The organism is Vulcanithermus mediatlanticus (assembly GCF_055385885.1).
Map to the genome: position 1 here is coordinate 194089 of NZ_AP042385.1, position 26957 is coordinate 221045.

Here is a 26957-nt window from a genome sequence, read left to right on the forward strand (position 1 = left end):
GATGAATCGCCAACCCCGCCTTTCCCCCACCACGCCGATACGCTGGCTGCTGGTGCTCCTCCTCTTCCTGCTGCCCGCGCTCGGCACCGCCGACCTCGAAACCCAGCTCCGCCGCGCCGAGGCCCTCCGCGCCCAGCGGGCCGCCCAGGCCGAAGCCTTAAGGCGCGAACTCGCGAACCTCGACCAGCAAAGCAAGGCCTTGCTCTCGGACCTCGAACGCCTCTCACGCGAGCTGGGCGAGCTGGAAAGGGCGCGCCACGCCACCCTGGTACGCATCGAAGAGAACCGCCGGGCACTTTCGGCCCTCGAGGCCAAAATCGACCGGGAGACCGCCCGCCTGGAAACCCTGAAAAGGCAGCTCTCCCGCCTCATGGTCTCGCTTTGGGAAAAGCGGGCCGGCCGCTACCTGCCACTCCTCAAGGCCCGCTCCTTTACCGAGCTCGCGGTGCGCAGCCGCTGGCTCGCCACCCTCGGTCAGGCCGATCTCGAACTGGCGCGCGAGGTCGTCGCGCTGACCGAAGCCCTCCATCAGGAAGCAAAAAAGCGCCAGGCGCTCCTTGACCGGCTCGCCCACGACGAGGCCGTCCTGCGTCAAAAACGCGCGGCCGTGGCCAAGAAGAAGGCCGAGGTCCAGCAAAAGATCAAGGTCCTGGAAAAGAACAAAAAGGCCAAACGCCTCAAGCTGAGCGAGCTCGTGCGCACCCAGGCGGCCCTGGAAAAAGAGATCGCGAGCCTCAAGTCGCGGATCGAGGCGCAGCGTCGCCAAGCGGCCCAGAAAAAAACGCGGGTTCCTCGCGTGCTGGTCGGAGAGCTCCTCTTTCCGGTCGATGGCGGGCGAATCGCCCAAAAGTACGGCGAAAACGCCCAGGATTTCGAGTGGATCGAGGCCCCCAAAGCCGCCGCCGCGGTCAGGGCCGCGGCGGGGGGGCAGGTCTTCGCCACCCTCTACTATGGCAACGTGGGATGGACGGTAATGATCCAGCACTCGGAGACCCTCTTCACCCAGTACGTCAACCTTCAGGAGCCGCTGGTAAAAACCGGGGATCGCGTCGAGCAGGGTGAAATCATCGGCTACCTTGGCGGCGGGGCATTGATCCCCCCCAACGTGTTGTGGTTCCGAGTGGCGGTCTGGAAGAACGACACCTTCAACTACGTCGACCCCGAACCCTATTACTGACCGGCAAAACCACCGTGGCGGGGCTTTTGGCCCCGCCGATTTCAACCCGACGATGCGAGATTGGCGGTGGTTTGCATGTTTCCGCGGCTCCCGCCGTGGCGAAAGCCACAGCGGGGTTTTAACGCGGCTCGATCAAGCCGTAGTTGCCGTCCTTGCGGCGGTAGATCACGTTGATCTTGTCGGTATCGGAGTTTTTGAACACGAAAAAGCTGTGCCCGAGGGCCTCCATCTGGATGGCGGCATCCTCCGGAGTCATCGGCTTCATCTCGAAGCGCTTGACCCGTACGATCTCCGGCTCAAAGGGCTCCTCGGGAGCTTCCTCGACCGCAGGGGGCGGCACACGACCGCTGTGGCGCTTGCCCATCAGGCGCCCCTTGAAGCGCTTGACCTGCTTCTCGAGGACCTCTACCGAGCGGTCGATGGCGGCGTACATATCCGGGTCAGTTTCCTCGACCCGGATCAATCCCCCGGGAACGTTGAGCTGGATCTCCACCTTGGCCCTTTGCTCCACATGCGGGCTTCCGGCCAGGGAAAGGACCACCTTGGCGTCCTGAATGTGATCGAAGTAGCGCTCGAGGCGATCGAGCTTTTTTTCCAGATAATTCTTGAGGGCTTCGGTGACCTCGACGTTTCGACCTACGAGCTTATAGATGTGCATAGCACCCTCCTTTCACCCCGATCCTACCCTACCTATCTGAACGAGCGACCGCCGTGCTCGTCGGCCACCAGCTGGCCGCTTTTGAGGCGAACGACCCGCTGGGGATAGGCCCGGACGAGCTCCGGAGCATGGGTGGCCACGATCACGGTGGTGCCTTTGGCGTGGGCCAGCTTGAAAAGCTGCAAAACCCCGAGCGCATTTTCCAGGTCGAGGTTGCCGGTGGGCTCATCGGCGAGCAAGACCTCGGGCTCCCCGATCAGGGCCCTCGCCACCGCCACCCGCTGCGCCTCCCCGACCGAGAGCTGGTAAGGAAAGGCCCGCTTTTTGTGCACCAGCCCCACGGTCCGTAGGATCCGCGTGATCCGCGCCTCCCACTCGCGCCGGGGGACCCCCTGGACCCTGAGCACGAAGGCCAGGTTTTCCTGCACGGTGCGGTCCGCCAAAAGTCGGTGGTCCTGGAAGACCACCCCGACCTTGCGGCGGTAGAGGGCCAGGCGGTTGCCGCGCAGCTTTCGCAGGTCCATCCCGTTGACGTAAACGGCGCCCGAGGTGGGGTGATACCGGCGCAGCAAAAGCCCGAGCAAACTCGACTTTCCCGCCCCCGAGTGTCCGACCAGGAAAACGAACTCGCCGCGACGAACCTCGAGGTTGATGTTGTAAAGGGCCATGGTCTTGGTCCGAGGGTACTCGAGGGAGACCCGGTGAAGATGGATCACACCCATGAGTATACGCACGGACCCCCAGGCCAGGAACGCCGAGCTGGGCCTTTCTCATGCCGAGGCCTTACAATGGCGGCTATGAGAGGAAATCGCATTTTCGTCGCGGCCCTTGCCATGCTGGCGGCGATCGGCATCGCCCAGTTCGGTCGCCCCAGCGCCTCCGCCTTCACCCAGGACCCGAACGGGCAGGCGGCGGTCGAAACCTACCAGCTGATCAAGGACCGCTACCTCAAAAAACTGCCCCCGGAGGAACTGAAGAAAGTCCTCGAGGGCTCGATTCGCGGTCAGATTGACGCGCTCGACGACCCCTTCACCAGTTACAGCCCGCCCAGACGCACCGAAATCCGAAACCAGGACGTGCGGGGCGAGTTCTTCGGTATCGGGGTGGTCATCCAGGCCGCGCGCCCCGATGGCACCGGGGCCCGGATCCTCAACGTGTTCCGGGGCGGCCCCGCCTTCCGGGCAGGGCTCCAGGCCGGCGACGAGATCGTCGAGGTCGACCGCGAAGACGTGACCAACATGGATCTCTTCGACATCGTCAGCAAGATCCGGGGGCCCAAGGGGAGCGTGGTGGAGCTCGGCGTTCGGCGAAAGGGCTCCCGGGCCGTGCTCCGCTTCAACATCACCCGGGAAAAGATCGAGATCGTCTCGGTCTCCAAAACCATGATCGGGGGCGACGTCGGCTATGTGGCCATCGAAACCTTTCTGAACGTCAAGGTCATTGACCAGCTCAACAAGGCCATCCAGGAACTCAAGGCCCAGGGAGCGAAAAAGCTCATCCTCGACCTCCGGGACAACGGCGGGGGCCTGCTCGACCAGGGCTGCCAGGTTGCGGACGCTTTCCTGAACCAGGGGGTGATCGTCTACACCCGTTCCCGGGATGTCACCCGCCCATTCTGTGAAGCCAGCCCCACCACGAGCTGGAGCGGCCCGCTGGTGGTCCTCGTGAACCGCAACTCGGCCTCGGCTTCCGAGATCGTCGCCGGTGCTATCCAGGACGACGGCCGGGGTAAGATTATCGGCGAGAAGACCTTCGGCAAGGGGGTGGGGCAGAACGTCTTCACCCTGGCCAATGGAGGCGAACTCACCCTGGTGACGTTCGAATGGCTCACCCCCAAAAAGCGGGCCATCCACGGCAAAGGTATCCAGCCCGACATTGCCGTTAAGGACACCCGCTTCCAGGAACCGCTGGCCTTTGAGGGTCTGGGCGCGCCGGCCGGGGGCCAGGTCGAGCTCGTGGTTCGGGACAAAGCGGGCAAGGTAATCAAGCGGTTGAAGGCCAGCGTCGATGAGGAGGGCAAGTTCTCCTTCAGTGAAGAGGTTCCGCCGAGGCCCATGTCCAACATCCCGGGCAAGGCGGTGCTCAACCTCCAAAACGACGCCATCTTGCAAAGGGCCCTCGAGGTCCTCCAAACGCCGTAGATCGGGAGGATCAATCGACCGAAACCCCCGCGGGCGCGGGGGTTTCGTGTCATGATGGAGCCATGGAGTTGATCGGCAGCTACGGACGACCCAAACACACCCTTGCCGCACTCCGGGACGCGCTCAAGGGCGCGCACTGGCCCAAGTTGCAGGTCACGCTGGTCACCACCTGGCAAGGTGAGCGCAAAGCGCTTCCCTACGCGATCTTCATCGAGGGGTACAAAACCCCCATCCTCACCCAGCCCGCCTTTGGCGGCGCCTTTGGCGACGAAGGCCGCACCGCCCTGGCCGAGCTCGTCCGCTGGCTGAGCGCCCAGGGCGTCCGCCACTTCTACGAAGCCGTCCTCGAGCCGGGCCGCTTTACCGAGCTCACCTCCACCGACCCGGAAGCCGTGGCCACCCTCACCGCGATCCGGAACCCCGCCGATCCGTGGATCTGGCGCGCTGCGTAAGGGCCACACCGGCCAGCACCAGTCCGCCACCGAGCAAGGCGAGCGGGGGCAAGCGCTCGCCGAGCACTAAATACCCCCCCAGCGCCCCCAGGACGGGGGCGAGATTTTGCCACACGCCGGCCTTCGACGCGCCGAGCAGCTGAATGGCCCGCATCCAAGCCAGATAGGCGAGCACATTGGCACCGAGCCCGCTGACCAAAATCCCGACCCAGGCCCACGCTGGAATGGTGCCGTAATCAAAAGTGAGCAGGGTGGGTGCGTTCAAGAGCCAGTACGGAAGCATCCCCCCCACGTAGCCGAAGGTCACCCAGACCAACAGGGGGTAGCGCTCCCCCACCGTACGCGCCGACACCGAGTAAATCGCCCAAGCCAGCGAGGCGGCAACCAGCATCAGCACCCCCACGCCGACCTCGAGGCTCCCGCCGCCGATTCCCAGCATGGCAACGCCAAAAGCCGCCAGGGCGATGCCCAGATAGCCCGGCAGGGAAAGCCGCTCGCCGAGCCACAGGTAGGCCACGAGGGCAAGCCAGGCCGGGTTGGTGGCGTTGGTCACCGCCGCCACCGAAGCCGGGGTGCGCAGTACGCCCTCCATCAAAAACCACTGGAACACGCCATTCCCCACGATGCCGAAGAGCAGAACATAAAGGGCATCCCTCGGGGCAAGGCGACCAAACCCCACCCCCCGGGCCAGAATCATGAACGCCAGCGCCGCCATCATGGTGCGCAGGGCGTTCATGACGTGCGGGGGAACGACCCCCACCAGCGCCTTGAGGAGTACGAAGTTCAAGCCCCACAGCGAAACCGCCGTGATGGGATAGATCAGCACACGCACAAGGCCATCTTACCTGACCGCTCGGTCATCCCCGGAGGTTATATTCGGGCGAAGATGCCGATTTCAAACGACCGTTCCGGTGGCAGGCGGAAATAGCTCACCGGGCTTTCCGCGTTTCGCCGCATGAAGGCGTAGAGCTGTTCACGCCACCGCGGCATGTAGCGCCCCGCCGGCACCACGAGCTCCCGCCCCAGGAAAAAGACCGATTCATACGGCTCGATGCCCAGCGCCGGCCGCTCGTGAAGGTCGATCGTGAGGTTCGGGGTTTCCATAAAGCCGTAGCGCACGATCAAGCGTTCCACGCCGGCACCGACCGATTGCGAGAAGATCCGCCGCTCGTAACGCACCCGCGGCTGGGCCGAGGTGCGCACGGTGCAGATGACCACACGTTCATGCAAGGTTCGGTGATGCCGGAGGTGAGCGAGCAGCGTTTCGGGCGCCATACGAGGGTTCGCGGTCAAGTATACGGCGGTGCCGGGAACACGGCGATAGTCGCCGCTTTTGAGTTCCTCAACCAGGGCCTCGAGGGTCACATCGCCGTTTTGCGCCTGCGCCCGGGCCACGGCGGCCTTGCCGAGTTTCCAGGTGCTCATCGTGAGGTAGACCGCCACCGCCACCACGAGCGGGACCCAGCCACCGAGCGGGACCTTGACCAGATTCGCAAGCCAAAAAGCGAGGTCAATGGTCATAAAAACCGCGAACATCGCGCCCACGATCCAGGCCGGCCATCGCCAGAGGTGCCACGCGATCAGGGAGAACAAAACGGTGGTGAAAACCATATCGGTAGAGACGCCAACCCCATAGGCGCCGGCGAGGTTTGAAGAGGAACGGAACCCCACCACCAGGGCAAGCGTAAGCACCATCAGCGTCCAATTAACGACCGGCACGTAGACCTGCCCCCGCTCCGCGCTCGAGGTCTGCACGATCCTCATCCGGGGCAAATAGCCGAGGTGGACCGCCTGGCGGGTGAGCGAGAACGAACCCGAGATCACCGCCTGCGAAGCGATCACCGTCGCCAGTGCGGCCAGGAACACGAGGGGGTAGCCCGCCCAGGCGGGGGCCATGAGAAAGAAGGGGCTCTCCCTGGCAGCGGGGTCGCGCAAGATCAGCGCCCCCTGACCGAAGTAGTTGAGCAAGAGCGCCGGGAGCACGTAGAAAAACCAGGCGAGCCTGATCGGCCGACGCCCAAAGTGTCCCAGGTCGGCATAGAGCGCTTCACCCCCGGTCACAACGAGGAACACCGAGCCCAAAACCAAAAAGCCCATAAGCGCGTGATGAAAAAGAAACCCGACCGCGTGCTGGGGCCAGATCGCCGCCAGAACCTCGGGGTCCATCTCCAGCTGGCGCAATCCCATCACCGCGAGCACCGCGAACCACACCAGCATCACCGGGCCGAAAAGGCGCGCCACCCCTTCGGTGCCCCGAGCCTGCAGGGCAAAAAGCCACACCAAAATCGCTCCGGTAATGGGAATCACCCAGGGCGAGAGGCCCGGGGAGACGACCTCGAGCCCCTCGACGGCGCTGAGCACCGAGATCGCCGGGGTGATCATCCCATCGCCATAGAGCAGAGCGGCGCCAAAAATCCCCACGACCACGGCCAGGGCACGCCAGCGCTCGTCACGCCCCTCGCCGGGCATGACCAACGCGGTCAGCGCCATGATGCCCCCCTCGCCCTGGTTGTCGGCCCGCACAACGAAGAGGAGATATTTCACCGAGATAACGATGATCAGCGACCAGAAGATGAGCGAGAGAACGCCCAGCACAGCCTCGGGGCTCGGCACGATCCCGTGCCGTGGCGCCAGCGACTCGCGGAGGGCATAGAGGGGGCTGGTGCCGATGTCCCCAAAAACCACCCCCAACGCCGCCAGCGCAAGCTTGAGGTCGCGACGTCGCTCAGAGACCGCATTCATCGCGCACCCCAACGGCCGGCCGGGGCCGATCCCCAAAGGGAAAGAGCCGACGCCCCCTCGATCCCACAAGCGGTCGAGGGGGCGAGACGGGAACCAGGCGAAAACACCATGGCTCAAAGGATATCGTCACGAATGCAGGCCTTGTAGTGCCCAGGAGATACCTCCCGCAGCTCGGGCACCGCCGTCGCACACTCCGGAATCGCATACCGGCACCGCGTCCGAAACACGCACCCCGACGGCGGGTTGATCGGACTCGGAATATCCCCCTCCAGTACAATCCGCTCCCGCTTCACCGTCGGGTCCGGAATCGGTACCGCCGAAAGCAGCGCCTCCGTATAAGGGTGCTTCGGCGCCCGGTATAGCTCCCCAGCCGGCGCTAGCTCCATCACCCGCCCCAAATACATCACCGCCACTCGGTCCGAAATGTGCTCCACCACCGCCAGATCGTGGGCAATGAAGAGAAGCGTCAGCCCTAACTCCTCCTTTAAATCCTGCAAAAGGTTCACCACCTGCGCCTGAATCGATACGTCAAGCGCCGATACCGGCTCGTCAGCCACAATAAACTCCGGGTCCACCGCCAGCGCCCGCGCAATCCCAATCCGCTGCCGTTGGCCCCCGGAAAACTCGTGCGGATACCGCCGCATATGGTCCGGCGAAAGCCCCACCATCCGCAAAAGCTCCGCCACCCGCTCCACCCGCTCCTTGGCGCTCCTCACCAATCGGTGGATGATCAAAGGCTCCCCGATAATGTCCCCTACCGTCATCCGGGGGTTCAGGGAGGCAAAGGGGTCCTGGAAGATGATCTGCATCTTCCGGCGGTACGGCCGCAGTTTCCCCCGGGGCAGCTTCGCGAGATCCGTCCCACGGTAGTTGATCACACCCCCCATGGGGTCAATAAGCCGCAAAATCGTTCGCCCAACCGTCGTCTTCCCAGAACCAGACTCCCCCACTAAACCTAAAACTTCACCGCGGCGAACCGTAAAACTGACCCCGTTCACCGCCTTCACGTACCCCACCGTCCGCGACAAAATCCCACCGCGGATCGGAAACCAGGTCCGTAGGTCCCGTACCTCCAGGAGGGCCTCCCCCTTCATCCCTCAACCTCCCCCTGGATCTCCCGCCAGCGATAGCATCGCACCATGTGCCCCCCGCCAGCGTCCTCAAGCCCGGGAACCTCCCCGTCGCAAAGTCCCCCCTTCGCCCACCGGCACCTCGGGTGAAAAGTGCATCCGCTCGGTAAAAACAAAGGGTTCGGTACGTTCCCAGGAATCGCCTCCAACCGCCGCCTCCGACCCCCGCCAACGTCAACCCGCGGCACCGAGTTCAAAAGCCCCATCGTATAAGGGTGCAAAGGCCGCTTAAACGTCTCCGTAACCTCGGCCTCCTCTACCGCCCTCCCCGCGTACATCACCACCACTCGGTCCGCAATCTCCGCTACTACCCCTAAGTTGTGGGTGATGAATAAAACACTCATCCCAATCTCCTCTTGTAATTGCTTGATCAATTCCAATATCTGCGCCTGAATCGTTACGTCAAGCGCCGTGGTCGGCTCGTCGGCAATGAGAAGACTCGGGTTGCACGATAGCGCCATCGCAATCATTACCCGCTGTCGCATCCCCCCAGACATCTGGTGCGGGTAGTTCGACAAACGCTTCCGTGGCTCCGGTATCCCCACCAGCTCCAGCATCTCCGCCGCTAAGTCCAGCGCCTCCGCCTTCCCCTTCCCCTGGTGCAGCATGATCGCCTCGGCAATCTGATCCCCCACCGTGTACACCGGGTTTAAACTCGTCATCGGCTCCTGAAATATCATCGCAATGTCGTTGCCCCGAATCCGCCGCATCTCCGCCTCAGAGAGCCGAACTAGGTCCCTCTCCTTCCCGTCCTTCCCCCGAAACAGTATCTCCCCACCAACAATCCGCCCCGGAGGACTCGGTATTAACCGCATGATCGCCAGCGACGTCACCGACTTCCCAGACCCCGACTCCCCAACAACCGCCAGCGTCTCGCCCTTCTCAATGTGAAACGTTACCCCGTCAACCGCACGGACAACCCCCTCGTCCGTCCGAAACTCAACCCGTAAATCCCGTACCTCAAGTATCCTCGTCGGTCCCATCTGCTCTCCCTCTCACACGTCTCCAGGTTATACCCGACCTACCGCCGCCGGCGGGGGTCGAGCGCGTCCCTAAGGCCATCACCCACGAAGTTCCACGTCAGCACGGCGACAAAGATAGCAAATCCCGGGGCTAAAACCCACGGTCGGTCAGCAAAGGAGGCAAAGCCACCGTCCTGCGCCGCCTTCAAGAGCAAACCCCAGCTGGTATAAGGCTCGGTGATGCCAAAGCCCAAAAAGGACAGCCCGGATTCGGCGAGGATAAAGCTGGGAATGGCGATCGAGGCGTAGACGATGGTGTAGCTCGCGGTGGCGGGCAGGATGTGGCGCAGAATGATCCAGAACTCGGGCACGCCCAGCGCCTTGGCCGCGGTCACGTAGTCGGTCTCACGCAAAGACAAAACCATGCCGCGGACCACCCGTGCAAGCCCTCCCCAGCCGATGAAGCTCAAAATCACCACCACGATGTAGAAGGTCATGAGCGGCGAAATATCGCTGGGAAACACACTCCGCAGGGTAATGAGGAGGAAAAGGCCGGGAATGGCGGAAAGAATCTCGATCAGCCGCATCACCATGTCATCGGGGTCAAAGTTGAAAGGCAACACCAAGGCATTGAGGACCATCCAGAGCGCGGCCGCGCCCAGGAAAATCACCTCGAACGCCTGTTCCCAGGGCGTGCTCAACGCCATGAGGAGGTTGAGGGAATAAAGCAATCCTCCAGCCAGCCCGAGCCACACCGCCAGGCTCAAAAGGAGTAGGGGCAGACGGAATGGCACCAACCACAACGGCGGCGCCAGCAAATACTGCCAGGTCTGCAAGCGCAGCAAGGGCAGCGAGAGATGAATGCGGCGGCCCTGGTAGTACCCCGAGAGCCCGCCCATTAAAAGGCCGATGATCATGGCGACGAGCACCGAAAAGATCCCGATGGTCAGCGAGACCTGGCCCCCGTAGACCATGCGGCTCCAGAGATCACGGCCGAAGTTATCCGCACCCAGCAGGTACAGCCGGGCCCCTTCCCGGGTCGCCTCTTCGCCGAGGCCAATCAGGCGCCAGTCGCTCTTGAAGAGCTTAAAGATGGTGTATGGCTGCTCGGGGGTCCGGACGAAGAAGTAAATGGGGTAGCGCTTGCTTTTATCCTCTGTGTATTTCTCGGTAAAGGTGTCGAGGTCGAGCTCTTTTTTGAGCCGGTAGACAAACGGCCGGGTCAGGCGGCCCGTCTCGGGATCGCGGAAGTGAATCGGGGTCGGCGGAGCGTAGCGGAAGGCCGGGGTAAGGGTATAGAAGTTGGGGTCGTAGGTGCTGAAAAACCCGGCGAAGGCCGCCATGAAGTAGAGCACCAGGAGGATCCCACCGCCGATCAAGGCCAGCCGGTGCTTACGAAACTGCTCCCAGGCCAGCCTGGTTCGGGATTTCATCATGGGGGTCGCTTCTCGTTCGGCCATGGTTCACCCGTAGCGTATCCTGGGGTCAACGAGCGCGAGCAAGATGTCCCCGAGGATGTTTCCGATAATGAGCAAAAGCGTCGAAAGGGCGATGAGACCGGTATTGACATAGAGGTCTTGCTGGTTAATGGCGTCGAGCAGCAAGGGGGTAATGCCCGGCCAGTTGGCGACGACTTCCACCAGCCCGGCGCCGCCGATGAGCGCCGGCAGAAGCCCGCCGATGGTGGCGATGACCGGGATGATGGCATTGCGGAGGGCGTGCTTATAGAGCACGCTGCGCTCCCACAGCCCCTTCGCCCGCGCGGTGCGGATGTAGTCCTGGCCCAACACTTCCATCATCAGACCACGCATCACCCGGGTCAGGCTCGACATGTCGGCGGTCACCACCACGAACGCCGGTAGGATCGCGTGCCAGAGGATGTCCTTCACCTGCTGCCAGTACCCCATCTGCTCAAACCCCTGGCTGGTCATGCCGCCAATAGGGAACGGAATCCAACCGTAGGCGAACTTGAACTGCACCAGGATGTAGATCAGGATGAGCATGAAAAAGAAGTTGGGGATGGCAATCCCAAAGTAGGCCAAAAACTAATGATGTAATCAAGCAGGGTGTAGGGGCGCAGCGCCTGATACACGCCAACCGGAATACCGATCAGGTAGAGAAAGACGATCGAGAGCCCCACCAGGATGAGGGAGTTCATGATCCGGGGCCAGATCACCTGCATGACCGGCTGCTGGTACATGAAGGAGTAACCCAGATCCCCCTGGAAAAGGTTCTTAAGCCAGATGAGGTACTGGACCAAGATCGGCTTGTCGAGACCCAGATTATGGCGGAGCAGTTCGATGGTCTCGGGCCGGATCTTGGGATCAAGCTCCCATTGCGTCAGAAAATCCCCTGGCGTGAGCTGGAGGACCACGAAAGCGAAGAAAGTCGCGCCAAGGAAGGTGGGGATCACGTGTATGAACCGACGTAGCAGATATGTACCCACGGCTCTCTCCGAAGAAACTCCCCGGGGTGGACCCCGGGGAGGATCCACTCGACCAGTCTACTTGGCCCGGTACAGAAGCGGAAGCTCGAACGAACCCCAGATCGAGGAGATGATCGCGTCGGGGTGGAACCCGGCCATCCGGTTATTCCACGCCGCGTGGTAGTTGGGGCCCGCAATGTAGATGATGGGTTGCAGGTCGGCCTCGACCTCCTGCAGGCGGTAGCCGATCTTCACCCGCTCCTTGAAGTCGAGGGTGGTGCGGCCCTTGTAGTAGAGCTTCTCCATAAGGGTTTCGCGCGGATCGATGCAGGTCCCGGAGCGGTTGTACATGTGGAGGTTACCCTTACAGGGCACCACGTTCGAGCCGAAGGGCCAGTCGAGCCCGCCACCGGTCAAGCCAATGATGATGGCGTCAAAGGGGCGCTGATCGCCCTTGGAAAGCAGCTGACCAACCAGGGTGTTGAAGTCGATGGGGCGGAAGTTGATCTTGATGCCCACCTTCTTACCGGCGTCAACGATCAGCTTGGCAATCTGCTCACGCTGAGCGTTACCGGCGTTGGTGGCGAGGTTGAACTCGATACGCCGGCCCTGGGAATCGACGAGGTAACCCTCTTTATCCTTCTTGGTGAAGCCGAGTTCGGCCAAAAGCTGCGCCGCCTTCTTGAGGTCGTAGGTGTACTTGGGCGCGTCGTTGTTGATCCACTGCTTCAAGACCGGGTAGACCGAGCCGTACATCGGGGTGCCGAGACCACCGTAGACGACCTCGACCACCGCCTGACGGTTGATGATGTGGCTGATGGCCTTGCGGAACTTGTCGGAGCGGAAAAGCGCTTCCTTGAAGGGCTCGTCCTTCTTGTTCCAGTTGAAGACCACGAACTGGCTGCTGGCCACCGGCGAAGCATTCACCTTGAGGGTAGCGTCAAGCTTGCCGGCGTTCATCGCCTTTTTGATCTGAGAGATGTGCTCGACGGTCGAGGGGTTCATGTAGTCGATCTCGCCGGTCAGGAAGGCCGCGAGCTCGGCGTTGGTGTCCTTCACGATGTTGACCTGGTAGCGGTCGAGGTAAGGCAAGGGGTTCCCCGCCTCGTCCTTGTTCCACTCGCCGAAGTAGGGGTTGCGCTTGAAGATCGCGCGCTCGCCCGGTCGGTAGGACTCGAGGACGAAGGGCCCGAAGGCGACGATGTTCTTGGGATCCTCGTTGAGACCCCACATGGCCTTAATGCCGTCGGCCCCTTTGGCTTTATAGACCGGGGCGAAGACGTGCGCGGGCCAGGGGGTAAAGCTAGCGATGGCGAAGGCTTCGGCGTCGGGCTTGGGGTAGATGAACTTGATGGTGTAATCGTCGATCTTTTCAACGAGCACCGGGCTATCGCCGATGAAGAATGAGTCGCGGCTGTTGGAACCCACGTCCGGATCCATGTGGATCTTGTAGGTCCAGATCCAGTCGTCGGCGGTGATCGGCTCGCCGTCCGACCATTTCATGCCCTTGCGAATCTTGAAGGTGATCTCGGTCTGGTCCTTGCTAATCTCCCAACCAGTGGCCATGTAGGGGATCCATTCGCCGGTGGTCGGATCGCGCATGACCAGGCCGAGGTTGAGGTTCATCATGTCGGGAATGTTGGTCGCCTCGGCGCTCAGGAAGGGGTTCATGGTCCGGAAGTCGCTGATGGTGGCCTCGACGAAGGTGCCACCCCGTTTGGCCTCACCGGGTTTGGCGGTCGTCCACTTGGACGGCCAGGTAAAGGGCTGGGCCGCGGCAAAACCGAGCGCGGCGATGGCCAGAATGCCTATAATCCAACGGGTCTTCTTCATATCGAACCTCCCGAAAACCCAAGCGCTTTCTTGGGACTTTTGTTCCGCTTGGGCCTTGCCCTAAGGCTAACGACTTTCGTTGGACCCTGTCAAGGAAAGCCGGGGGTGGCAAAGCCACCCCCGGAATTTCTTCCTGGAAAAAATTACAGTTGCCAGGTACCGATGAGCAACGCGAGCGCGAGGAAGGCGATCCCGAGATAAATGGTGACCCGGTACAGCCCGCCGGTGAGGCCGCGCGCTGAGAAGAGATCGGTGGCCCCACCTCCGAACACGTCACCACCGGCGGTCTTCGGTTCCTGCAAGATCACCAGCCACACCAGGCCCGCGGCTGCCGCCAGGTAGATCAAAAGTAGGATTACTTGAACGATACCCACGCTCGCCTCCTCTTCTGGTGCCGGGAGCGGGACTCGAACCCGCACGGGCTATTCACCCAGCAGATTTTGAGTCTGCCGCGTCTACCAATTCCGCCATCCCGGCACGCGGCCAAGCGACACTATAGCACAAAGACCCGTTCAGATCACCACCCGGCCGCACTGCGTGGGCCTTCCGACCGCCTTCCCAGCGCCTGCGACAGGTAGCGATCGAGCGCCTGCGGAAAAAGCTCGCCCGGGTGGCGTGCCACGAGGTGCCCCTCAGCATCGAAGAAAAAGGTGAAGGGAATACCGCTGGTGCGAAACGCCCGCCCCAGCTCGCTCTTCTGGTCGAGCAAAACCCACTCAAGGACCAGCCCCTGCTCGTCGAGGAAGCGGCGCACGGTCTCGGCATCCTCCCCCTGGTTGACGAAGAGGAAAACGGCCTGACGATGCTCGAGGGCGGCTCGGGCCAAAAGCGGCATCTCCCGCCGGCAAGGTGGGCACCAGCTGGCCCAGAGGTTGATGACCAGTGGCCGACCTACCAGATCGGCCAGCGCCACCTGCCCACCGCCGAGCCTGGGCAAAACCAGCGCCGGAACCGTGAGCTCTGGCGCCGCCGGTTTCCGCCCCAGGCGCGAGCTCGGCGGAACTTCCTTGGTGGAAAGAGGATAGCCTCGGGCCACCCAGGCTTGCAGCCCGCCCGTGACGTTCTTGAGGTTTCGGAGCCCCCGTTCTTTCAAGTATTCGGCGGCCTGGGTTGAACGGTGACCGGTGCGGCAGATGAGGTAGACGGTCTTATCTTTGGGCAGGCTTCGCCACCAGTCCTGGATCTCATCGAGAGGGAGGTTGATCGCTCCGGGCACGTGACCGGCGGCATACTCGATCGGGGTTCGCACATCGACCACGATGGCGGTGGCATCGTCGAGGTGCACCTTGAGATCGTCGGGGCTCACGTTTTGATAACGGCCCCCACCGGCGCACGAAGCGAGCGCGACCGTTAAAACCAGGGCAAGGAAACCGAGGCGCGACCAGGTGACCCTACGCATACCCCCATTGTATGCCCAAAAACCCCTCGACTTTTATCCCTCTCGCACACAATATAAAGATGCCATGCGGGTCATACCCCCACATGGCATCCCGAACCGGCCGTCCCTACGCGGTCGCGGCCACGACCTTCTTGATGGCGTCGAGGAACGCCGAAACCGGCTGCGCGCCCAAAATCCGCTGGGCGCCGTGATTGATCACCGTGTCGGGCACCCCCGAGATGTGGTACTTGTCGGCCAGCGAGGGGAACTCCTGGGCCTCAATCATCTCACCGAAGACCTTGGGCGAGGCGTATGCGAAGCGGTGGCTGGTGCGGACCGCCTGCGGGCAGTATGGGCAGGTCGGAGTGACGAAGACCTGGAGCACCACCTCCTGGGGAAGCTCGTTCAGGGTCTTGACCACATCCTCGGGCAGCCCGTGGCCGTCGCGGCCGATCATCTCGATGTCCTCGAGGAGGCTTGCGAATTCGTAACCGGCCGGGATCCCGCGGTAGCGGATGTTCACCGCCGAGGACCCCTTCTCGCGCAGGATGATGGTGGGTGCGGCTTCCACCCGCATCGCCTGGGCTTTCTCCTTGCCTTCCTCGCTGGAAAGATCGTAGACCACGAGGTTTACCCGGTCCGAAAGCGGCTCGATCTCGCGAAGGAGTTGCTCGGTCTCTTTGCAGTAGAGGCACGGTTCTTTGCCCGGGGCGATGACGGTCGAGGTATCGGTAAAAAGGACGACCTCCACGTCCCGCTCAAGGTTCCCGAGACGCTCTCTCACAATCTGCTGTTCCTGTTCTCCCAAAAGCGGCATCTCTTCCCTCCTGGATCGGCGGGATACCCCCTCCGGGGTATCCCGGTACCGGTGCTTAGTATACGTGATAATTTCGCTTGGGTTTCGTAGTCAATCCTACACAACGCGGGGGTAAACTCGAGACGTGAACGTTCACCTGGCAGCCGTGCAGGCGGCGATCGAGCCCCAGTGGTACCAAACGGACGAGGCGTTTTTGGCCCGGGTCGACCGGCTCGCGCATCTGGCGGCCGCCAGCGCCCCCGACGACGCCACGCCCGTCATCGCCTTCCCCGAGCTCTTTGCCCTGCCCCTCCTCTTTTGGCACCGGGCCCCGGAGGCAGCCTTGAAGGCCCAAAGCGCCCTCGAGGCCAGCTGGATCTGGTTGAAATCGGAAAAGGCGGCCGCCCTCAGGTCCATACACCACGGCCCCTGGTTCTTCCATCACTGGCGGGCCAATCGGCTTTGGCCCCTTTACGTCAGGGCCTTCCGCGAGGCGGCCCGAAAATACCGGGCCTACGTGCTGGCCGGGTCGCTGATCGCACCTCGCATGGACGAGGAGCCGGCGAGAGGTATGTACGCGGTCTCTTCGAAGGTGTATAACCAGGCCCTTTGGATCAACCCGGAGGGTCGCATCCTTGCGCGGCCGGAAAAGATTCGCCTTATGCCCGAGGAGCGCCGGGCGCTCGTCGCCCCGGGAGCGTGGGGCGGTCAGGTGGTCCATACCCGCATCGGCGTCCTGGGCGTGCTCATCTGCCTGGATGCTTTCCACGAAGCCCTGGTCGAACGGGTGGACGCCAGCGGCGCCTGGTTGCTCGTGCAACCCTCGGCCAATCCCGCGCGGTGGGAAGGGCCCTGGAAGCCCGACCCCAAGAGGCGTGAAGGGGAAGTTTGGCTCGCGGAAGGGCTCCGGAAAAAGCTAGCAGACCGCGAAAACCTCCGCTACGGGCTCAACCCGATGCTCACCGGCCAGTTCTACGAAACCGTCTTCGAAGGCCGGGCCAACGTCGCCGCCGCCGGCGAAACGCTGGCCATCACGCCCGCCCCCACTGGCGACGGTCTGGCCTCGTTCACCGTCACTCGCGAAGGCTGAGCACACGCTCACGAGCTTTTCGTTGGCGCTCGTTGGCCTTTTTCCGCGAAGCTCCCGCCGTGGCGAAAGCCACGGCGGGGTATTCAGACGTTAAAGCCCAGCATGCGCATCTGCCGCTTGCCGTCTTCGGTCATGCGCGCCGGGGTCCAGGGCGGGCTCCAAACGAAGTCGATGTTGACGCCCCGGACACCCGGAACTCGCATCACCGCGAGCTCGGCGTCGGCCTTGATCATGTCCTGCACCGGGCAACCGATCGCGGTGAGGGTCATCTCGATGTCCACCACCCCGTCGGGGTTGACGTGGACGTGGTAGATCAGACCCAGATCGACCACGTTGACCGGAATCTCGGGGTCCCGGACCACTTTAAGGGCCTCGAGGATCTCCTCCTCCTTGGGCAACGCCCGGGTCTCCGTCTCCGGCGATTTCTCCTCTGCCACTTCGGACCGCGTCTCCTCGCTCATGGCCTCAGTATACCCGAGCAATTCACTCGGAAATCAACCGCCACGCGACTCGGCCCCCACCACCTGCCGCTTGGCCACGATGGCCTCGGCGACGAGCTCGGCCACGTCCTTCACCTCCAGCGCCTTTGCTTCCTCCCTCGCCGCCTCGTCGGTCAGCATGCGCATGCAAAAAGGACAGGAGGTGGCCACCATCTCCGCTCCGGTGCCCTCAAGCTCGCGGTAGCGGTTCTCAGAGACGCGCTCGGCCCCGGGTTCCTCCTCCTTCCAAAACTGCGCCCCGCCAGCACCGCAGCAGAAGCTACCCTCACGGGTACGTTCGGGCTCCTCGATCTTAAAGCCAAGGGTTTCGATGACCTCGCGAGGCTGTTCGTAAACGCCGTTATGGCGACCCAGGTAGCAGGGGTCGTGGTAGGTGACCGTTTCGTCGAACAACGGGGGTGTATCGATGCGGCCCTGGGCCATGAGCTCTTCGATGAACTCGGTGTGGTGCTTGACCACGTAGTCGCCGCCGAAGTCCTTGTACTCATTCCCGATGGTGTGGAAGCAGTGGGGGCAGGTGGTCACGATCATCTTGGGGGCCACCGTGTTCAGTTTCTCCACGTTTTCAGTGGCCAGCTGGAAGAAGAGGTACTCGTTGCCCGCCCGACGGGCCACGTCGCCGGTGCACTTCTCCTCGGTGCCGAGGACGGCCCAATCCACCCCGGCCTCGTGCAAGATGGTGGCCATGGCCCGGGCGATCTTCTGCGAGCGGGGGTCATAGCTCGCCGCACACCCCACCCAGTAGAGCACCTCGGGATGGGGGTTGGTGGCGGTGGTCGGTACCTCGAAGGGCAGTTCCTTGGCCCAGTCCATGCGCTTTTCGGGCGAGAGCCCCCAGGGGTTCCCCGAACGCTCCATGCCGCGGAAGGCGTTTTGCAGCTCCGCAGGAAAGCTCCCCGCCATCATCACCCGCTCCCGCCGGATGTCCACGATGTGCACCATCTGCTCGTTGCCAACGGGGCAGACCTCAATGCAGGCCATGCAGGTGGTGCAAGCCCAAAGCGCCTCGTCGTTGATGGCGAAGGCCATGAGCGGCCTCGGGCTTTCCTTCCCCTCGGCCAGATCGCCGAGGATGCCGTTGAGCTCGTAGCGCTCGTTGATGATGAGCGCCGAGGGAGACAGGGCCTTGCCGGTGGTGTAGGCGGGGCACACCTCCTGGCAGCGGTTGCACATGATGCAGGCGTAGGGATCGACGAGCCGGGTCCAGTCGAAATCTTCCAGCTTGGCCACGCCAAAGCTTTCGAGGCTCTCGTCCTCGAAGTCGATGGGGTCGAGGACGCCGGGTTTGTCCTTCCTGAGCGCCAGCTTCAGCGGCGCGATCATGAGGTGAATGTGTTTGGTGCGCGGGAAATAGGGGATGAAGGCCAGGATCGAGCCCAAAGCGCCCCACCAAAAGACGTGCTCCAGCACCACCAGCGTCGAAGCAGAAAGCGGTGCGAGCGCGGCGCCCACCCAGCTGGCGACGGGCTGGTAGGGGTCTGGGCCCTCGAGGGCCAGCTCTGCGGCCTTGGAGAGCAAGCGGTTGCCGACGTGGAAGATGATGAAGGCCCCGACGATGGCCGAGTCCCGGGGAATCCCGGCGCGCACTTTTTCGTGCAGGGGAACTTCAGGGGAAAAGAAAAAATCCTGGGGGCGGAGGAGGTAACGGCGGACCATTAAGACGACGATGCCGACCAGGACCAGGGCGGTAAAGAGGTCGGCCAGGAGGTTATAGCCGTTCCAGTAACCGCCCCGGGTCTCGATGGGGAAGTAGCCCTCGAGGACGTCGACCAGGTTCACCAGAACGTAATAGACAAAGCCGTAAAAGACGAAGGCGTGGAAAAAGGAAATGAGCGGCCTTTTCTTAAATACCGTCTGCTGGGTGATGACCTGCCAAATGGCCCGGCCCAGGCGTTCGGGTAGGCGATCGATCGGCCTCCCGCGCTTGCCCCGACGCCAGAGTAAGTAAATACGGTAAAAGCCGAGACCACCGAAGTACGCGCTGGCCGCTGCCGCGATCAAGAAGAGCACCTTTTCAACCGGCGTGAGCATAGACACCCCCAAACACTGTACTCGGTACAATATTAGCCGACCGCCACACCTCTGACCAGCCTCACCGACGCTTTTGCCGATCTTACACGAGGGCGAAGCTCACCCAGGCCACGAGCGAACCCAGGAGCGCGCCCACGAAGACCTCGATATAGCTATGGCCCAAAAGCTCTTTGACCGGCTCGCGAGCGAACCCTTCTTCGAATACTTGCTGCAGCTCTTCGACCAGGTCGTTGAGGAGCTCGGCCTGGCGCCCGGCCTGCCGGCGGATGCCGGTGGCGTCGTACATCACGATCAGGGCCAGGATCGCAGCCACGGCAAAGAGCGGACTGTCCCAGCCCGAACTCATGGCCACGCCCACGGCCAGGGCGGTAACCGTCGCCGAGTGCGACGAGGGCATACCCCCGGTATCGAGCAGCCGGCGCCAGTCCCAGCGTCCGTTGAAGAGGTAGTCGAGCACCAGCTTCAGCGACTGGGCGGTAACGTTGGCGATCACCGCCGTCCAAAAGACCTGGTTTTGGGCCAGGCCGGTATCCCATCTCGCGATGACCTCGGGAGGGATCTTCATCCACGCCTCCGCAAAGCCGCATCCACGGTGTTCTTCAGTAACATGGCCACCGTCATCGGCCCCACGCCGCCGGGGACGGGCGTCAGCTTCGAGGCCACGCTCGCCACGGCGGGATCGGCGTCCCCCACCAATCCCTCTTCGGTCCGCACGACCGCCACATCGACCACCACCACCCCCGGGGACAGCATCTCGGGTTTGAGGTAGTGCGCTCGCCCGACGGCGCTCACCACCAGTTCGGCCTGGCGCAGATGGGCGGCCAGGTCGCGCGTCCGCGAGTGGGCCACCGTTACCGTGGCGTTTTCGTGCAAAAGCAACGCGGCCATGGGTTTGCCGACGATGTTGCTCCGCCCGACCACCACAGCGCGTTTGCCGGCGATGGCCACGCCGTAGTGCTTGAGCAGGCGAATCACGCCGGCCGGGGTACAGGGCACGATCCCGGCGCCCGGCCCCTGCGACCAGAGGCGCCCCACGTTCACCGGGTGAAAGCCGTCGACGTCCTTGGCGGGGTCGATCGCCTCCAGTACCCGGCGCACGTCGATGTGCGCCGGCAGGGGGAGCTGCACCAGGATCCCGTCGACATCGTCGTCCCGGTTCAGGGCCGCGATCAGCTCCATCAGTTCCCGCTCCGGGGTCCCCTTATCGAGGACATGAACCGTGCTCCTGAGGCCCAGGGCCTTTGCCCTTTTGGCCTTGAGGCGAACGTAGGCCACCGAGGCCGGATCCTCCCCCAAACGAATGACGTGGAGGCTGGGCACGAATCCCAGGCCTGCGAGCCGGCCGCGGAGCTCGGCATAGACCGATTCGGCGACCGGCTTTCCTTTCATGATCTCGGCCACGGTTCACCCCAAACGCGGAACGGCCTGGAGCTCCCCGGAGCGTATGCGCTCCAAGAGCCGGGCAAGCACGCCGTTGACGAAGCGCCCCGAATCCTCCCCCCCATACCGCTTGGCGATCCGAACCGCCACCTCGATCAGCGGCTCGAAGGGCGTATCGAGGTAGAGCGCTTCATAGGTGGCCAGGCGGAGCACCGTCAGGTCGGTCTGATTCATCTGTGAAAACGTCCAACCGCGGATGGTCTCTTTAAGGGCCCGGTCCACCTGGTCTCGCTCAGCCAGGTAGCCTTCGATGAGCCGCTTGGCGAAATCCCGGGTTTCCTCGTCGAGCGCCTGCTCCTCAAGTTCCAGCGCATGCCGCCAGGCCTCCTCGAGCGTCACGCCCCCGCCCATGTGTTCAAAGAGCGCCTTAAAGGCGATTTCCCTGGCTCTACGACGCATCTCGGGGCTCCACCTCCGAGAAGGTAACGTCCACCGCCTTCACCCTGAGGCCGGCGGTGGCCCGCAGGGATTCGCTCACCGCTCGCTGGACTTCCTCCCCCAGCGCGGGCAGGGGCTTGCCATAGACCGCCACCAGCGCCAGCTCGACGCGAACACCGCCCTCATCCCGCGTGACCTTGACCGCCCGGGCACGGCGTCCTGAGAAAACGTCGCCAACGCTCCTTCCCGAAGCCAACCGCACCCCCTCCACCCCCTCGAGGGCGTAGGTGATGAGGTGCAAAAGCGCCGCTTCGCTCAAATCGAAGTCTATCATCGCCCCAGTTTACTCGCTCATGCGGCGGGCCACGAAGTTCGTGTACACCGCCCCGCGCCGGAAAAAGGCGTTATCGAGCACCTTTTTGTGGAAGGGAATCGTGGTCTTGAGACCCGGACCCTCAAGCGCCGTCTCCTCCAACGCCCGGCGCATCCTGGCGATGGCCGCATCGCGGGTTAAGTCCCACACGATGATCTTGCCGAGGAGCGAGTCGTAGTGGGAGGGAATACGGTAACCGGCGTAGAGATGGCTGTCGACCCGCACGCCGGCTCCGCCCGGCCACAAGAGGGTCTCCACCTTGCCAATCGAGGGGCGGAAATTCTTATCCGGATCCTCGGCGTTGACGCGAACCTCGATGGCGTGGCCGCTGGCCCGAATCTCCTCCTGCTTGAGCCGGAGCGGCTCTCCGGCCGCGATCAGGAATTGCTCGCGGACCAGATCCACCCCGGTCACCATCTCGGTCACCGGGTGCTCCACCTGGATGCGGGTGTTCATCTCGATGAAATAGAAATTGCCCTCGCGATCAACCAGGAACTCGAGCGTCCCCGCCGAAACGTAGCCGATGTGCTCGGCCAGGCGCACCGCGCTTTTTAAAAGCCCGTCCCGCACCTCCGGCGGCAGGGTCGAGGGGGCTTCCTCGAGGAGCTTTTGGTGACGGCGCTGGATCGAGCAGTCACGCTCGAAAAGGTGAATCACCCGCTCACCGTCGCCCAGAACCTGGACCTCGACGTGCTTGGGTTCCTCGATGTACTTCTCCAGGTAGATCGCCGGGTTACCAAACGCCGCCCGAGCCTCCTCCTGGGCCTGCAAAACCGCACGCTCGAGTTCCTCCTCGGTGTGCACCAGGCGCATACCCCGCCCGCCGCCCCCGGCCGAGGCCTTCAAAATCACCGGATAACCGATCTCGGCGGCCGCGCGCTTGGCCTCCTCGGGGTCTTGCAGCTCATCGGTCCCGGGAACCACCGGCACCCCGGCTTCACGCGCGATCTTCCGGGCCGAGGCCTTATCCCCCAGCGCACGCATGTTCTCGGCCGTGGGCCCGATGAAGGTGATGCCGTGCTCGCGGACCATCTCGGCGAAGGTCGGGTTCTCGGCCAGAAAACCGTAGCCGGGGTGGATCGCGTCGGCCCCGGAAACGATGGCCGCGGAGAGGATGTTGGGGATATTGAGATAGGACTGCGTTGGACTCGCGGGCCCCACGCAGATCGCCTCGTCCGCGAGCAACACCGGCAAACTCTCGGCATCGGCCTCGGAATGCGCGACCACGGTGCGAATACCGAGCTCGCGCGCCGCGCGCAGGATACGGAGGGCGATCTCGCCCCGGTTGGCGATCAAAACCTTTTTCATACCGGTTCAATCAGGAAAAGCGGCTGCCCGTACTCGACGGGCTCGCCGTCTTCAACCAGGATTCGCCGTACGATCCCGGAGACCTCGGACTCAATCTCGTTGAAGAGCTTCATGGCCTCGATGATGCAGAGCACCTGACCCTTCTCGACCCTGTCGCCCTCCTTCACGTAGGGCTCCGCATCCGGGGCCGGACGGCGGTAGAAGGTGCCGACGATCGGCGCCTTCACCTCGACGCAGCCAGCACAGGCCGCCTCGGCGGCCTCTTGCGTCGCTTCCGGGGCCGGCTGCGACGCCTCTTCCCGTGCTTCAGGCGCCTCGGAGGGCTGGGGCATGCTCACCGCCGCCGGCTGGGGCTGGGGCGCCGGCGAAGCCGGGGTCACCACCAGCTCGGTCGCCCCGCGCCGGACGCTGAGCTTGTAATCCGCGGTCTCCAGGCTCAGCTCGGTGGCGCCGGTGGCCTCCATCGCTTGCAGGATCTGCTTCAACTCGCGAATGTTCATGACGCCCCTCCCCTACGCGCGCCCGACGTATTCGCCGGTCCTGGTGTCCACGCGCACCACATCGCCTTGGTTCACGAAGAGGGGCACCTGGATCACAGCGCCGGTTTCCAGCGTCGCCGGCTTCGAACCGCCACTGACGGTGTCACCTTTCACACCCGGGGGTGTTTCCACCACCGTCAGCTCGACCGTGGTCGGCGGCGACACCTTGATGATCCGCCCCTCATAGACATCGGCGATGACGCCGGTGCCCTCCTTGATGTACTTTGCCGCATCCCCCACGACCGCCGCCGGCACCGAGTACTGGTCGTAGGTCTCGAGATCCATGAAGACGTAATCCTCGCCCTCGGGGTAAAGGTATTGCATCTCACGACTCTCGACGTAGATATCCTCCAGCTTCTCACCCGAGTTAAAGGTGCGCTCGACGGTGGCGCCGGTCTCGAGGTTTTTGAACTTCGCCACGACCTTGGCCCCACCGCGACCGATCTTCTGGTGCTGGTAGCTCACGCACTCCCATAGCGCGCCGTCCATTTTCACCTTGGTGCCAGGGCGTAGATCCGTTACACCGATCATTCCTCTCCTCCAATCCTAGATTCTACGCTTAGAGGTCAACCCACTCCGGGTGTAACCCCAGCCGATCGATCCACTCGTCATACTCCGCTTCGCTCAATGGGTGCTTGCCGGCCAGGGCCACCATAAAGGCTTCCATCACGTTGGTGCCGAAGCTGCGCCCGCCAAGCCTTGGGGTGGTGGTCGCCAGTCGGGCCACGCCGCGCTGGCGAAGAAACTCGAGGTCCTCCGGGGTCGTGGTGTTGGCGACCACGATCTTCCCCTCCATCCCGTCGGGAAGGTGACGCTTGATATAGAGGAAGTCCCCGGCGATCACATCGGCCCAGCGGAAGTAGCGGGCGCGCCAGTCGACCTTGCGTTCCTCCTGCTTCTTACCGGTGGGGTAGAGCCACTGGAAAGGCAGCTTGGTGAAGATCGGCAAAAAAAGCCGGGCCAAGATGGCAAGCTGCCGGGGCGACCTCAGCGCCACCGGCAGCCCCAAGGCGAAGATGATGTCGCCGTAAAGGGGATTCGCACCAACCTGGTAAAACGCCTCCGCCATGCCAAAGCGGTCGACCGCGGATGGAATCAGGACCTTTTTGCCCGCAAAGCCCAGCGCCTTGTCGAGCTCGAAGATGGCCCGGCGCTCAAGCGTGGCCTTAAGCCCTGAGCCGTCGACGACCGGCGTCTTCTTCGCAGCCCGGGCCAGGCGCAGCGCATCGCGGATCACGTAGCGCCTCCCCGCCGCAATGAGGTAGAGATCGATGCCCCCGAGCCCGATGGCGTCAACCTCGCCGTCGAGCTCACGGATCAGATCGATGGCTCGCTCGAAACTGCCATCGGTTCCGATACGCTCAAGGACAATCCGCTCACCAAGAACCTCGATCTCGGCCCGGTGGTCACGCCGGGAAGAACCTAGGGAGACGCTTACGACTCGCTTAGACACGAGGGAATTTTATACCAACGGGGCCGGATTCCGCCGGCCCCGCCCCAGATCACTCGCTCCAGCCGAGCAGGGCCTTGAGCTCTTCGGAAACCCGCTCCGCACGAAAGCCGAGGTGCCGGTAGACCGTTTCGCCGGGTGCGCTCTCCCCGAACCGGTCCAGGCACACGCAGGCGTCGGCGTAACGCTCCCAGCCGAGGGACACCCCGGCCTCGACGGCCAGCGTGGGCAGATCCGGGAGCACCGCCGCCTGGTAGTCGGGGGGCTGAGCTTCAAAGAGCTCGAAGGAAGGCATGCTTACCACCCGGACGCCGATCCCCTCTTCGCGAAGGGCCGCCTGGGCCTGAAGCGCCAGGTGAACCTCGGAGCCGCTGGCCACGATCACCGCCCGGGGGTCGGGCACGTCGCTGAGCACGTAGGCGCCCTTCCACAAACCCTCAGCCGAGGCCAGCGCCTCGCGATCGAGCACTGGGAGCTTTTGCCGGGTAAGCACCAGGGCCACCGGGCCCTTCCGCCGCAAGAGCGCGACCTTCCAGGCCTCGACCACCTCGGCCGCGTCGGCGGGGCGGATCACGGTGAGGCCGGGGATGGCCCGAAGGCTCATGAGGTGTTCGACCGGCTGGTGGGTGGGGCCATCTTCGCCCAGGGCGATCGAGTCGTGGGTAAAGACGTAGATGGGACCCACGCCCATGAGGGCCGCGAGGCGGATGGCGGGCCGCATGTAGTCGGAAAACACCAGGAAGGTGCCCCCGTAGGGGACGTACCCGCCGTGCAACGCAAGACCGTTGAGCACCGTCCCCATGGCGTGCTCGCGGACGCCGAAGTGGAGATAGCGCCCCTCGGGTCGCTCGGGCGAGAAGTCCACCATCGCCCCGGCGCGGGTGTTGTTGGAGGGCGTCAGATCGGCGCTCCCGCCGACGAGCTCGGGCAGCTTCTCCACCAACCCCGCGAGCACCTGGCCGCTCGCGCTCCGGGTGGCCACCTTTTCGCCGGCAGCGAACTCGACGCCAAAGGTGCGGATCCCTTCCTCGGGCAAGCGGCCCTCCACCACCCGGCGAACGAACTCGCCCCCCTCTTCAGGGAAAGCCTCGAGGTAGGCTTCAAGCCGGCGCTCCCAGGCTTCCTGGGCTGTTTGCCCCCGCTCAGCGATGACCTTGAAGTGCTCGTAGACCTCATCGGGGATCACGAAAGGCGGATATGGCCAGCCGAGGTTTTCCCGGGTTTTGGCCACCGCCGCCGGCCCCAGGGGCGCGCCGTGGGCCGCGGGATCGTCTTCCAGCGGGCTCCCCTTCCCCAAATGGGTCCGCACCGCGATCAAGGAAGGCCGGTCGAGATCTTCCCGGGCCGCATGGATCGCACGGCGGATGGCCTCGAGGTCCTCGCCGTCTTCGACCTCCAGCACCTGCCAGCCGTAGGCCTCGTAGCGGCCCATCACATCTTCGGTGAAGGCGAGATCAGTGGGACCGTCGATGCTGATGTGGTTGTTGTCCCAAAGGACCACCAGCTTGCCGAGCTTCCAGGTCCCGGCCAGGCTCGAGGCCTCGCCGGAAACTCCCTCCATGAGGTCGCCGTCGGAAGCGATCACGTAGGTGTAGTGGTCGACGAGGGGATAACCCTCGCGGTTGAACTCCGCCGCCAGCTTGCGTTCGGCCAGCGCCATCCCCACCGCGGTGCTGATCCCCTGCCCCAAAGGGCCGGTGGTCATCTCCACCCCCGGGGTAAGACCGTACTCGGGATGACCGGGAGTCTTCGAGCCCAGGCGGCGAAAGCGCTTGATCTCATCGAGCGGCAGCTCGAAGCCGCTCAGGTGGAGTAGGGCGTAGAGCAGCATCGAGCCGTGCCCGGCCGAGAGCACGAAGCGATCGCGGTCGGGCCAGCGGGGATCGTCGGGACTCACCTTCAGAAAATCGTGCCAAAGGACGTAGGCCATGGGCGCGGCCCCCATGGGCATGCCCGGGTGCCCCGACTTGGCATTTTCCACGGCGTCGATGGCGAGGAAACGGATCGCGTTCACCGCGAGTCTCTCGATCTCGGTCATGGCTCTATCTTAAAGGCCGACTTCAAGGGGCGGCCGCCAGCCTATCGGCATACCGATACGGCATTGGCCTTCGGCTCGCTTTTCCGGGCCCCCGCCGCGGCTTTTGCCGCGGCGGG

26 protein-coding genes, 1 tRNA gene and 1 pseudogene are annotated in these 26957 nt (G+C 63.5%); 4 read left to right on the forward strand and 24 right to left on the reverse strand.

What is annotated here, in order from left to right; all coding sequences use genetic code 11:
• Window position 1: 1 nt before the first annotated feature.
• The gene (locus ACZ5BT_RS01885; RefSeq protein ID WP_464884942.1) at window positions 2–1177 is read left to right on the forward strand and encodes a murein hydrolase activator EnvC family protein; all 1176 of its coding nucleotides are present in this window, start codon (window positions 2–4) and stop codon (window positions 1175–1177) included.
• A 118-nt stretch (window positions 1178–1295) separates the two neighbouring features.
• On the opposite strand, the gene hpf is transcribed toward ACZ5BT_RS01885, so the two are convergent.
• Complete coding sequence (hpf, locus tag ACZ5BT_RS01890; protein ID WP_464884943.1) at window positions 1296–1835, reverse strand: ribosome hibernation-promoting factor, HPF/YfiA family; 540 nt, start codon at window positions 1833–1835, stop codon at window positions 1296–1298.
• A gap of 32 nt (window positions 1836–1867) precedes the next feature.
• On the reverse strand, window positions 1868–2551 hold the full coding sequence (ftsE, locus tag ACZ5BT_RS01895) for a cell division ATP-binding protein FtsE (RefSeq protein ID WP_464884944.1): 684 nt from the start codon (window positions 2549–2551) through the stop codon (window positions 1868–1870).
• Between the two features lie 81 nt (window positions 2552–2632).
• On the opposite strand from ftsE, the gene ACZ5BT_RS01900 reads away from it, so the two are divergent.
• Together ACZ5BT_RS01900 and ACZ5BT_RS01905 are read left to right on the forward strand one after the other, a co-directional pair.
• On the forward strand, window positions 2633–3976 hold the full coding sequence (locus tag ACZ5BT_RS01900) for a S41 family peptidase (protein WP_464884945.1): 1344 nt from the start codon (window positions 2633–2635) through the stop codon (window positions 3974–3976).
• Window positions 3977–4038: 62 nt separating this feature from the next.
• On the forward strand, window positions 4039–4428 hold the full coding sequence (locus ACZ5BT_RS01905) for a DUF3197 domain-containing protein (protein ID WP_464884946.1): 390 nt from the start codon (window positions 4039–4041) through the stop codon (window positions 4426–4428).
• On the opposite strand, the gene ACZ5BT_RS01910 is transcribed toward ACZ5BT_RS01905, so the two are convergent.
• From ACZ5BT_RS01910 to pdo, 11 genes and pseudogenes are all read right to left on the reverse strand, one after another.
• Window positions 4379–5260, reverse strand: coding sequence for a DMT family transporter (locus ACZ5BT_RS01910; RefSeq protein ID WP_464884947.1), 882 nt, complete (start codon window positions 5258–5260; stop codon window positions 4379–4381). The two genes, ACZ5BT_RS01905 and ACZ5BT_RS01910, sit on opposite strands and share 50 nt — an antisense overlap.
• 38 nt (window positions 5261–5298) lie before the next feature.
• On the reverse strand, window positions 5299–7170 hold the full coding sequence (locus tag ACZ5BT_RS01915) for a potassium transporter Kup (protein ID WP_464884948.1): 1872 nt from the start codon (window positions 7168–7170) through the stop codon (window positions 5299–5301).
• 113 nt (window positions 7171–7283) lie between these two features.
• On the reverse strand, window positions 7284–8264 hold the full coding sequence (locus ACZ5BT_RS01920) for an ABC transporter ATP-binding protein (protein WP_464884584.1): 981 nt from the start codon (window positions 8262–8264) through the stop codon (window positions 7284–7286).
• Entirely contained in the window at window positions 8261–9283 is a 1023-nt protein-coding gene (locus tag ACZ5BT_RS01925; RefSeq protein ID WP_464884583.1) for an ABC transporter ATP-binding protein, read from the reverse strand. Before ACZ5BT_RS01925 ends, ACZ5BT_RS01920 begins: the two co-directional genes overlap by 4 nt.
• A 38-nt stretch (window positions 9284–9321) precedes the next feature.
• On the reverse strand, window positions 9322–10722 hold the full coding sequence (locus ACZ5BT_RS01930; RefSeq protein ID WP_464884949.1) for an ABC transporter permease: 1401 nt from the start codon (window positions 10720–10722) through the stop codon (window positions 9322–9324).
• A gap of 3 nt (window positions 10723–10725) precedes the next feature.
• Window positions 10726–11708, reverse strand: a pseudogene (locus ACZ5BT_RS01935) (ABC transporter permease).
• Window positions 11709–11765: 57 nt separating this feature from the next.
• Window positions 11766–13520 (reverse strand): ABC transporter substrate-binding protein, encoded by a 1755-nt coding sequence (locus ACZ5BT_RS01940; protein WP_464884950.1) that lies wholly within the window; start codon window positions 13518–13520, stop codon window positions 11766–11768.
• Between the two features lie 143 nt (window positions 13521–13663).
• On the reverse strand, window positions 13664–13894 hold the full coding sequence (secG, locus tag ACZ5BT_RS01945; RefSeq protein ID WP_464884951.1) for a preprotein translocase subunit SecG: 231 nt from the start codon (window positions 13892–13894) through the stop codon (window positions 13664–13666).
• 15 nt (window positions 13895–13909) lie between these two features.
• Window positions 13910–13997: transfer RNA gene (locus ACZ5BT_RS01950), tRNA-Leu, on the reverse strand.
• 40 nt (window positions 13998–14037) lie between these two features.
• A complete protein-coding gene (locus ACZ5BT_RS01955; protein ID WP_464884952.1) occupies window positions 14038–14919 on the reverse strand; it encodes a rhodanese-like domain-containing protein in 882 nt (293 codons plus the stop codon).
• A 106-nt stretch (window positions 14920–15025) separates the two neighbouring features.
• Window positions 15026–15715 carry a protein disulfide oxidoreductase gene (gene pdo, locus ACZ5BT_RS01960; protein ID WP_464884953.1) on the reverse strand — a complete coding sequence of 230 codons (690 nt, stop codon included), beginning with the start codon at window positions 15713–15715 and terminating at the stop codon, window positions 15026–15028.
• Between the two features lie 124 nt (window positions 15716–15839).
• Here pdo and ACZ5BT_RS01965 point away from each other — a divergent pair, with 124 nt between their 5' ends.
• Window positions 15840–16784, forward strand: a complete 945-nt coding sequence (locus ACZ5BT_RS01965) for a nitrilase-related carbon-nitrogen hydrolase (protein ID WP_464884954.1) — start codon at window positions 15840–15842, stop codon at window positions 16782–16784.
• Between the two features lie 83 nt (window positions 16785–16867).
• Here ACZ5BT_RS01965 and ACZ5BT_RS01970 read toward each other — a convergent pair whose 3' ends face one another.
• From ACZ5BT_RS01970 to tkt, 11 genes are all read right to left on the reverse strand, one after another.
• Window positions 16868–17245: a metal-sulfur cluster assembly factor gene (locus ACZ5BT_RS01970; protein WP_464884955.1), complete on the reverse strand. Its 378-nt coding sequence runs from the start codon at window positions 17243–17245 to the stop codon at window positions 16868–16870.
• A 33-nt stretch (window positions 17246–17278) separates the two neighbouring features.
• A complete protein-coding gene (locus ACZ5BT_RS01975) occupies window positions 17279–19315 on the reverse strand; it encodes a (Fe-S)-binding protein (protein WP_464884956.1) in 2037 nt (678 codons plus the stop codon).
• Between the two features lie 82 nt (window positions 19316–19397).
• A complete protein-coding gene (locus ACZ5BT_RS01980) occupies window positions 19398–19880 on the reverse strand; it encodes a divergent PAP2 family protein (RefSeq protein ID WP_464884957.1) in 483 nt (160 codons plus the stop codon).
• A complete protein-coding gene (locus ACZ5BT_RS01985; protein ID WP_464885746.1) occupies window positions 19877–20704 on the reverse strand; it encodes a bifunctional 5,10-methylenetetrahydrofolate dehydrogenase/5,10-methenyltetrahydrofolate cyclohydrolase in 828 nt (275 codons plus the stop codon). Before ACZ5BT_RS01985 ends, ACZ5BT_RS01980 begins: the two co-directional genes overlap by 4 nt.
• 15 nt (window positions 20705–20719) lie before the next feature.
• Window positions 20720–21154: a transcription antitermination factor NusB gene (gene nusB / locus ACZ5BT_RS01990; protein WP_464884958.1), complete on the reverse strand. Its 435-nt coding sequence runs from the start codon at window positions 21152–21154 to the stop codon at window positions 20720–20722.
• Entirely contained in the window at window positions 21144–21467 is a 324-nt protein-coding gene (locus ACZ5BT_RS01995; RefSeq protein WP_464884959.1) for an Asp23/Gls24 family envelope stress response protein, read from the reverse strand. Before ACZ5BT_RS01995 ends, nusB begins: the two co-directional genes overlap by 11 nt.
• 9 nt (window positions 21468–21476) lie before the next feature.
• Entirely contained in the window at window positions 21477–22814 is a 1338-nt protein-coding gene (gene accC / locus ACZ5BT_RS02000) for an acetyl-CoA carboxylase biotin carboxylase subunit (RefSeq protein ID WP_464884960.1), read from the reverse strand.
• Window positions 22811–23314: an acetyl-CoA carboxylase biotin carboxyl carrier protein gene (gene accB, locus ACZ5BT_RS02005; RefSeq protein ID WP_464884961.1), complete on the reverse strand. Its 504-nt coding sequence runs from the start codon at window positions 23312–23314 to the stop codon at window positions 22811–22813. Before accB ends, accC begins: the two co-directional genes overlap by 4 nt.
• 12 nt (window positions 23315–23326) lie before the next feature.
• Window positions 23327–23884 carry an elongation factor P gene (efp, locus tag ACZ5BT_RS02010; protein WP_464884962.1) on the reverse strand — a complete coding sequence of 186 codons (558 nt, stop codon included), beginning with the start codon at window positions 23882–23884 and terminating at the stop codon, window positions 23327–23329.
• Between the two features lie 28 nt (window positions 23885–23912).
• Window positions 23913–24806, reverse strand: a complete 894-nt coding sequence (locus ACZ5BT_RS02015; RefSeq protein WP_464884963.1) for a quinate 5-dehydrogenase — start codon at window positions 24804–24806, stop codon at window positions 23913–23915.
• A 49-nt stretch (window positions 24807–24855) separates the two neighbouring features.
• Entirely contained in the window at window positions 24856–26841 is a 1986-nt protein-coding gene (gene tkt, locus ACZ5BT_RS02020) for a transketolase (protein ID WP_464884964.1), read from the reverse strand.
• Window positions 26842–26957 lie beyond the last annotated feature (116 nt).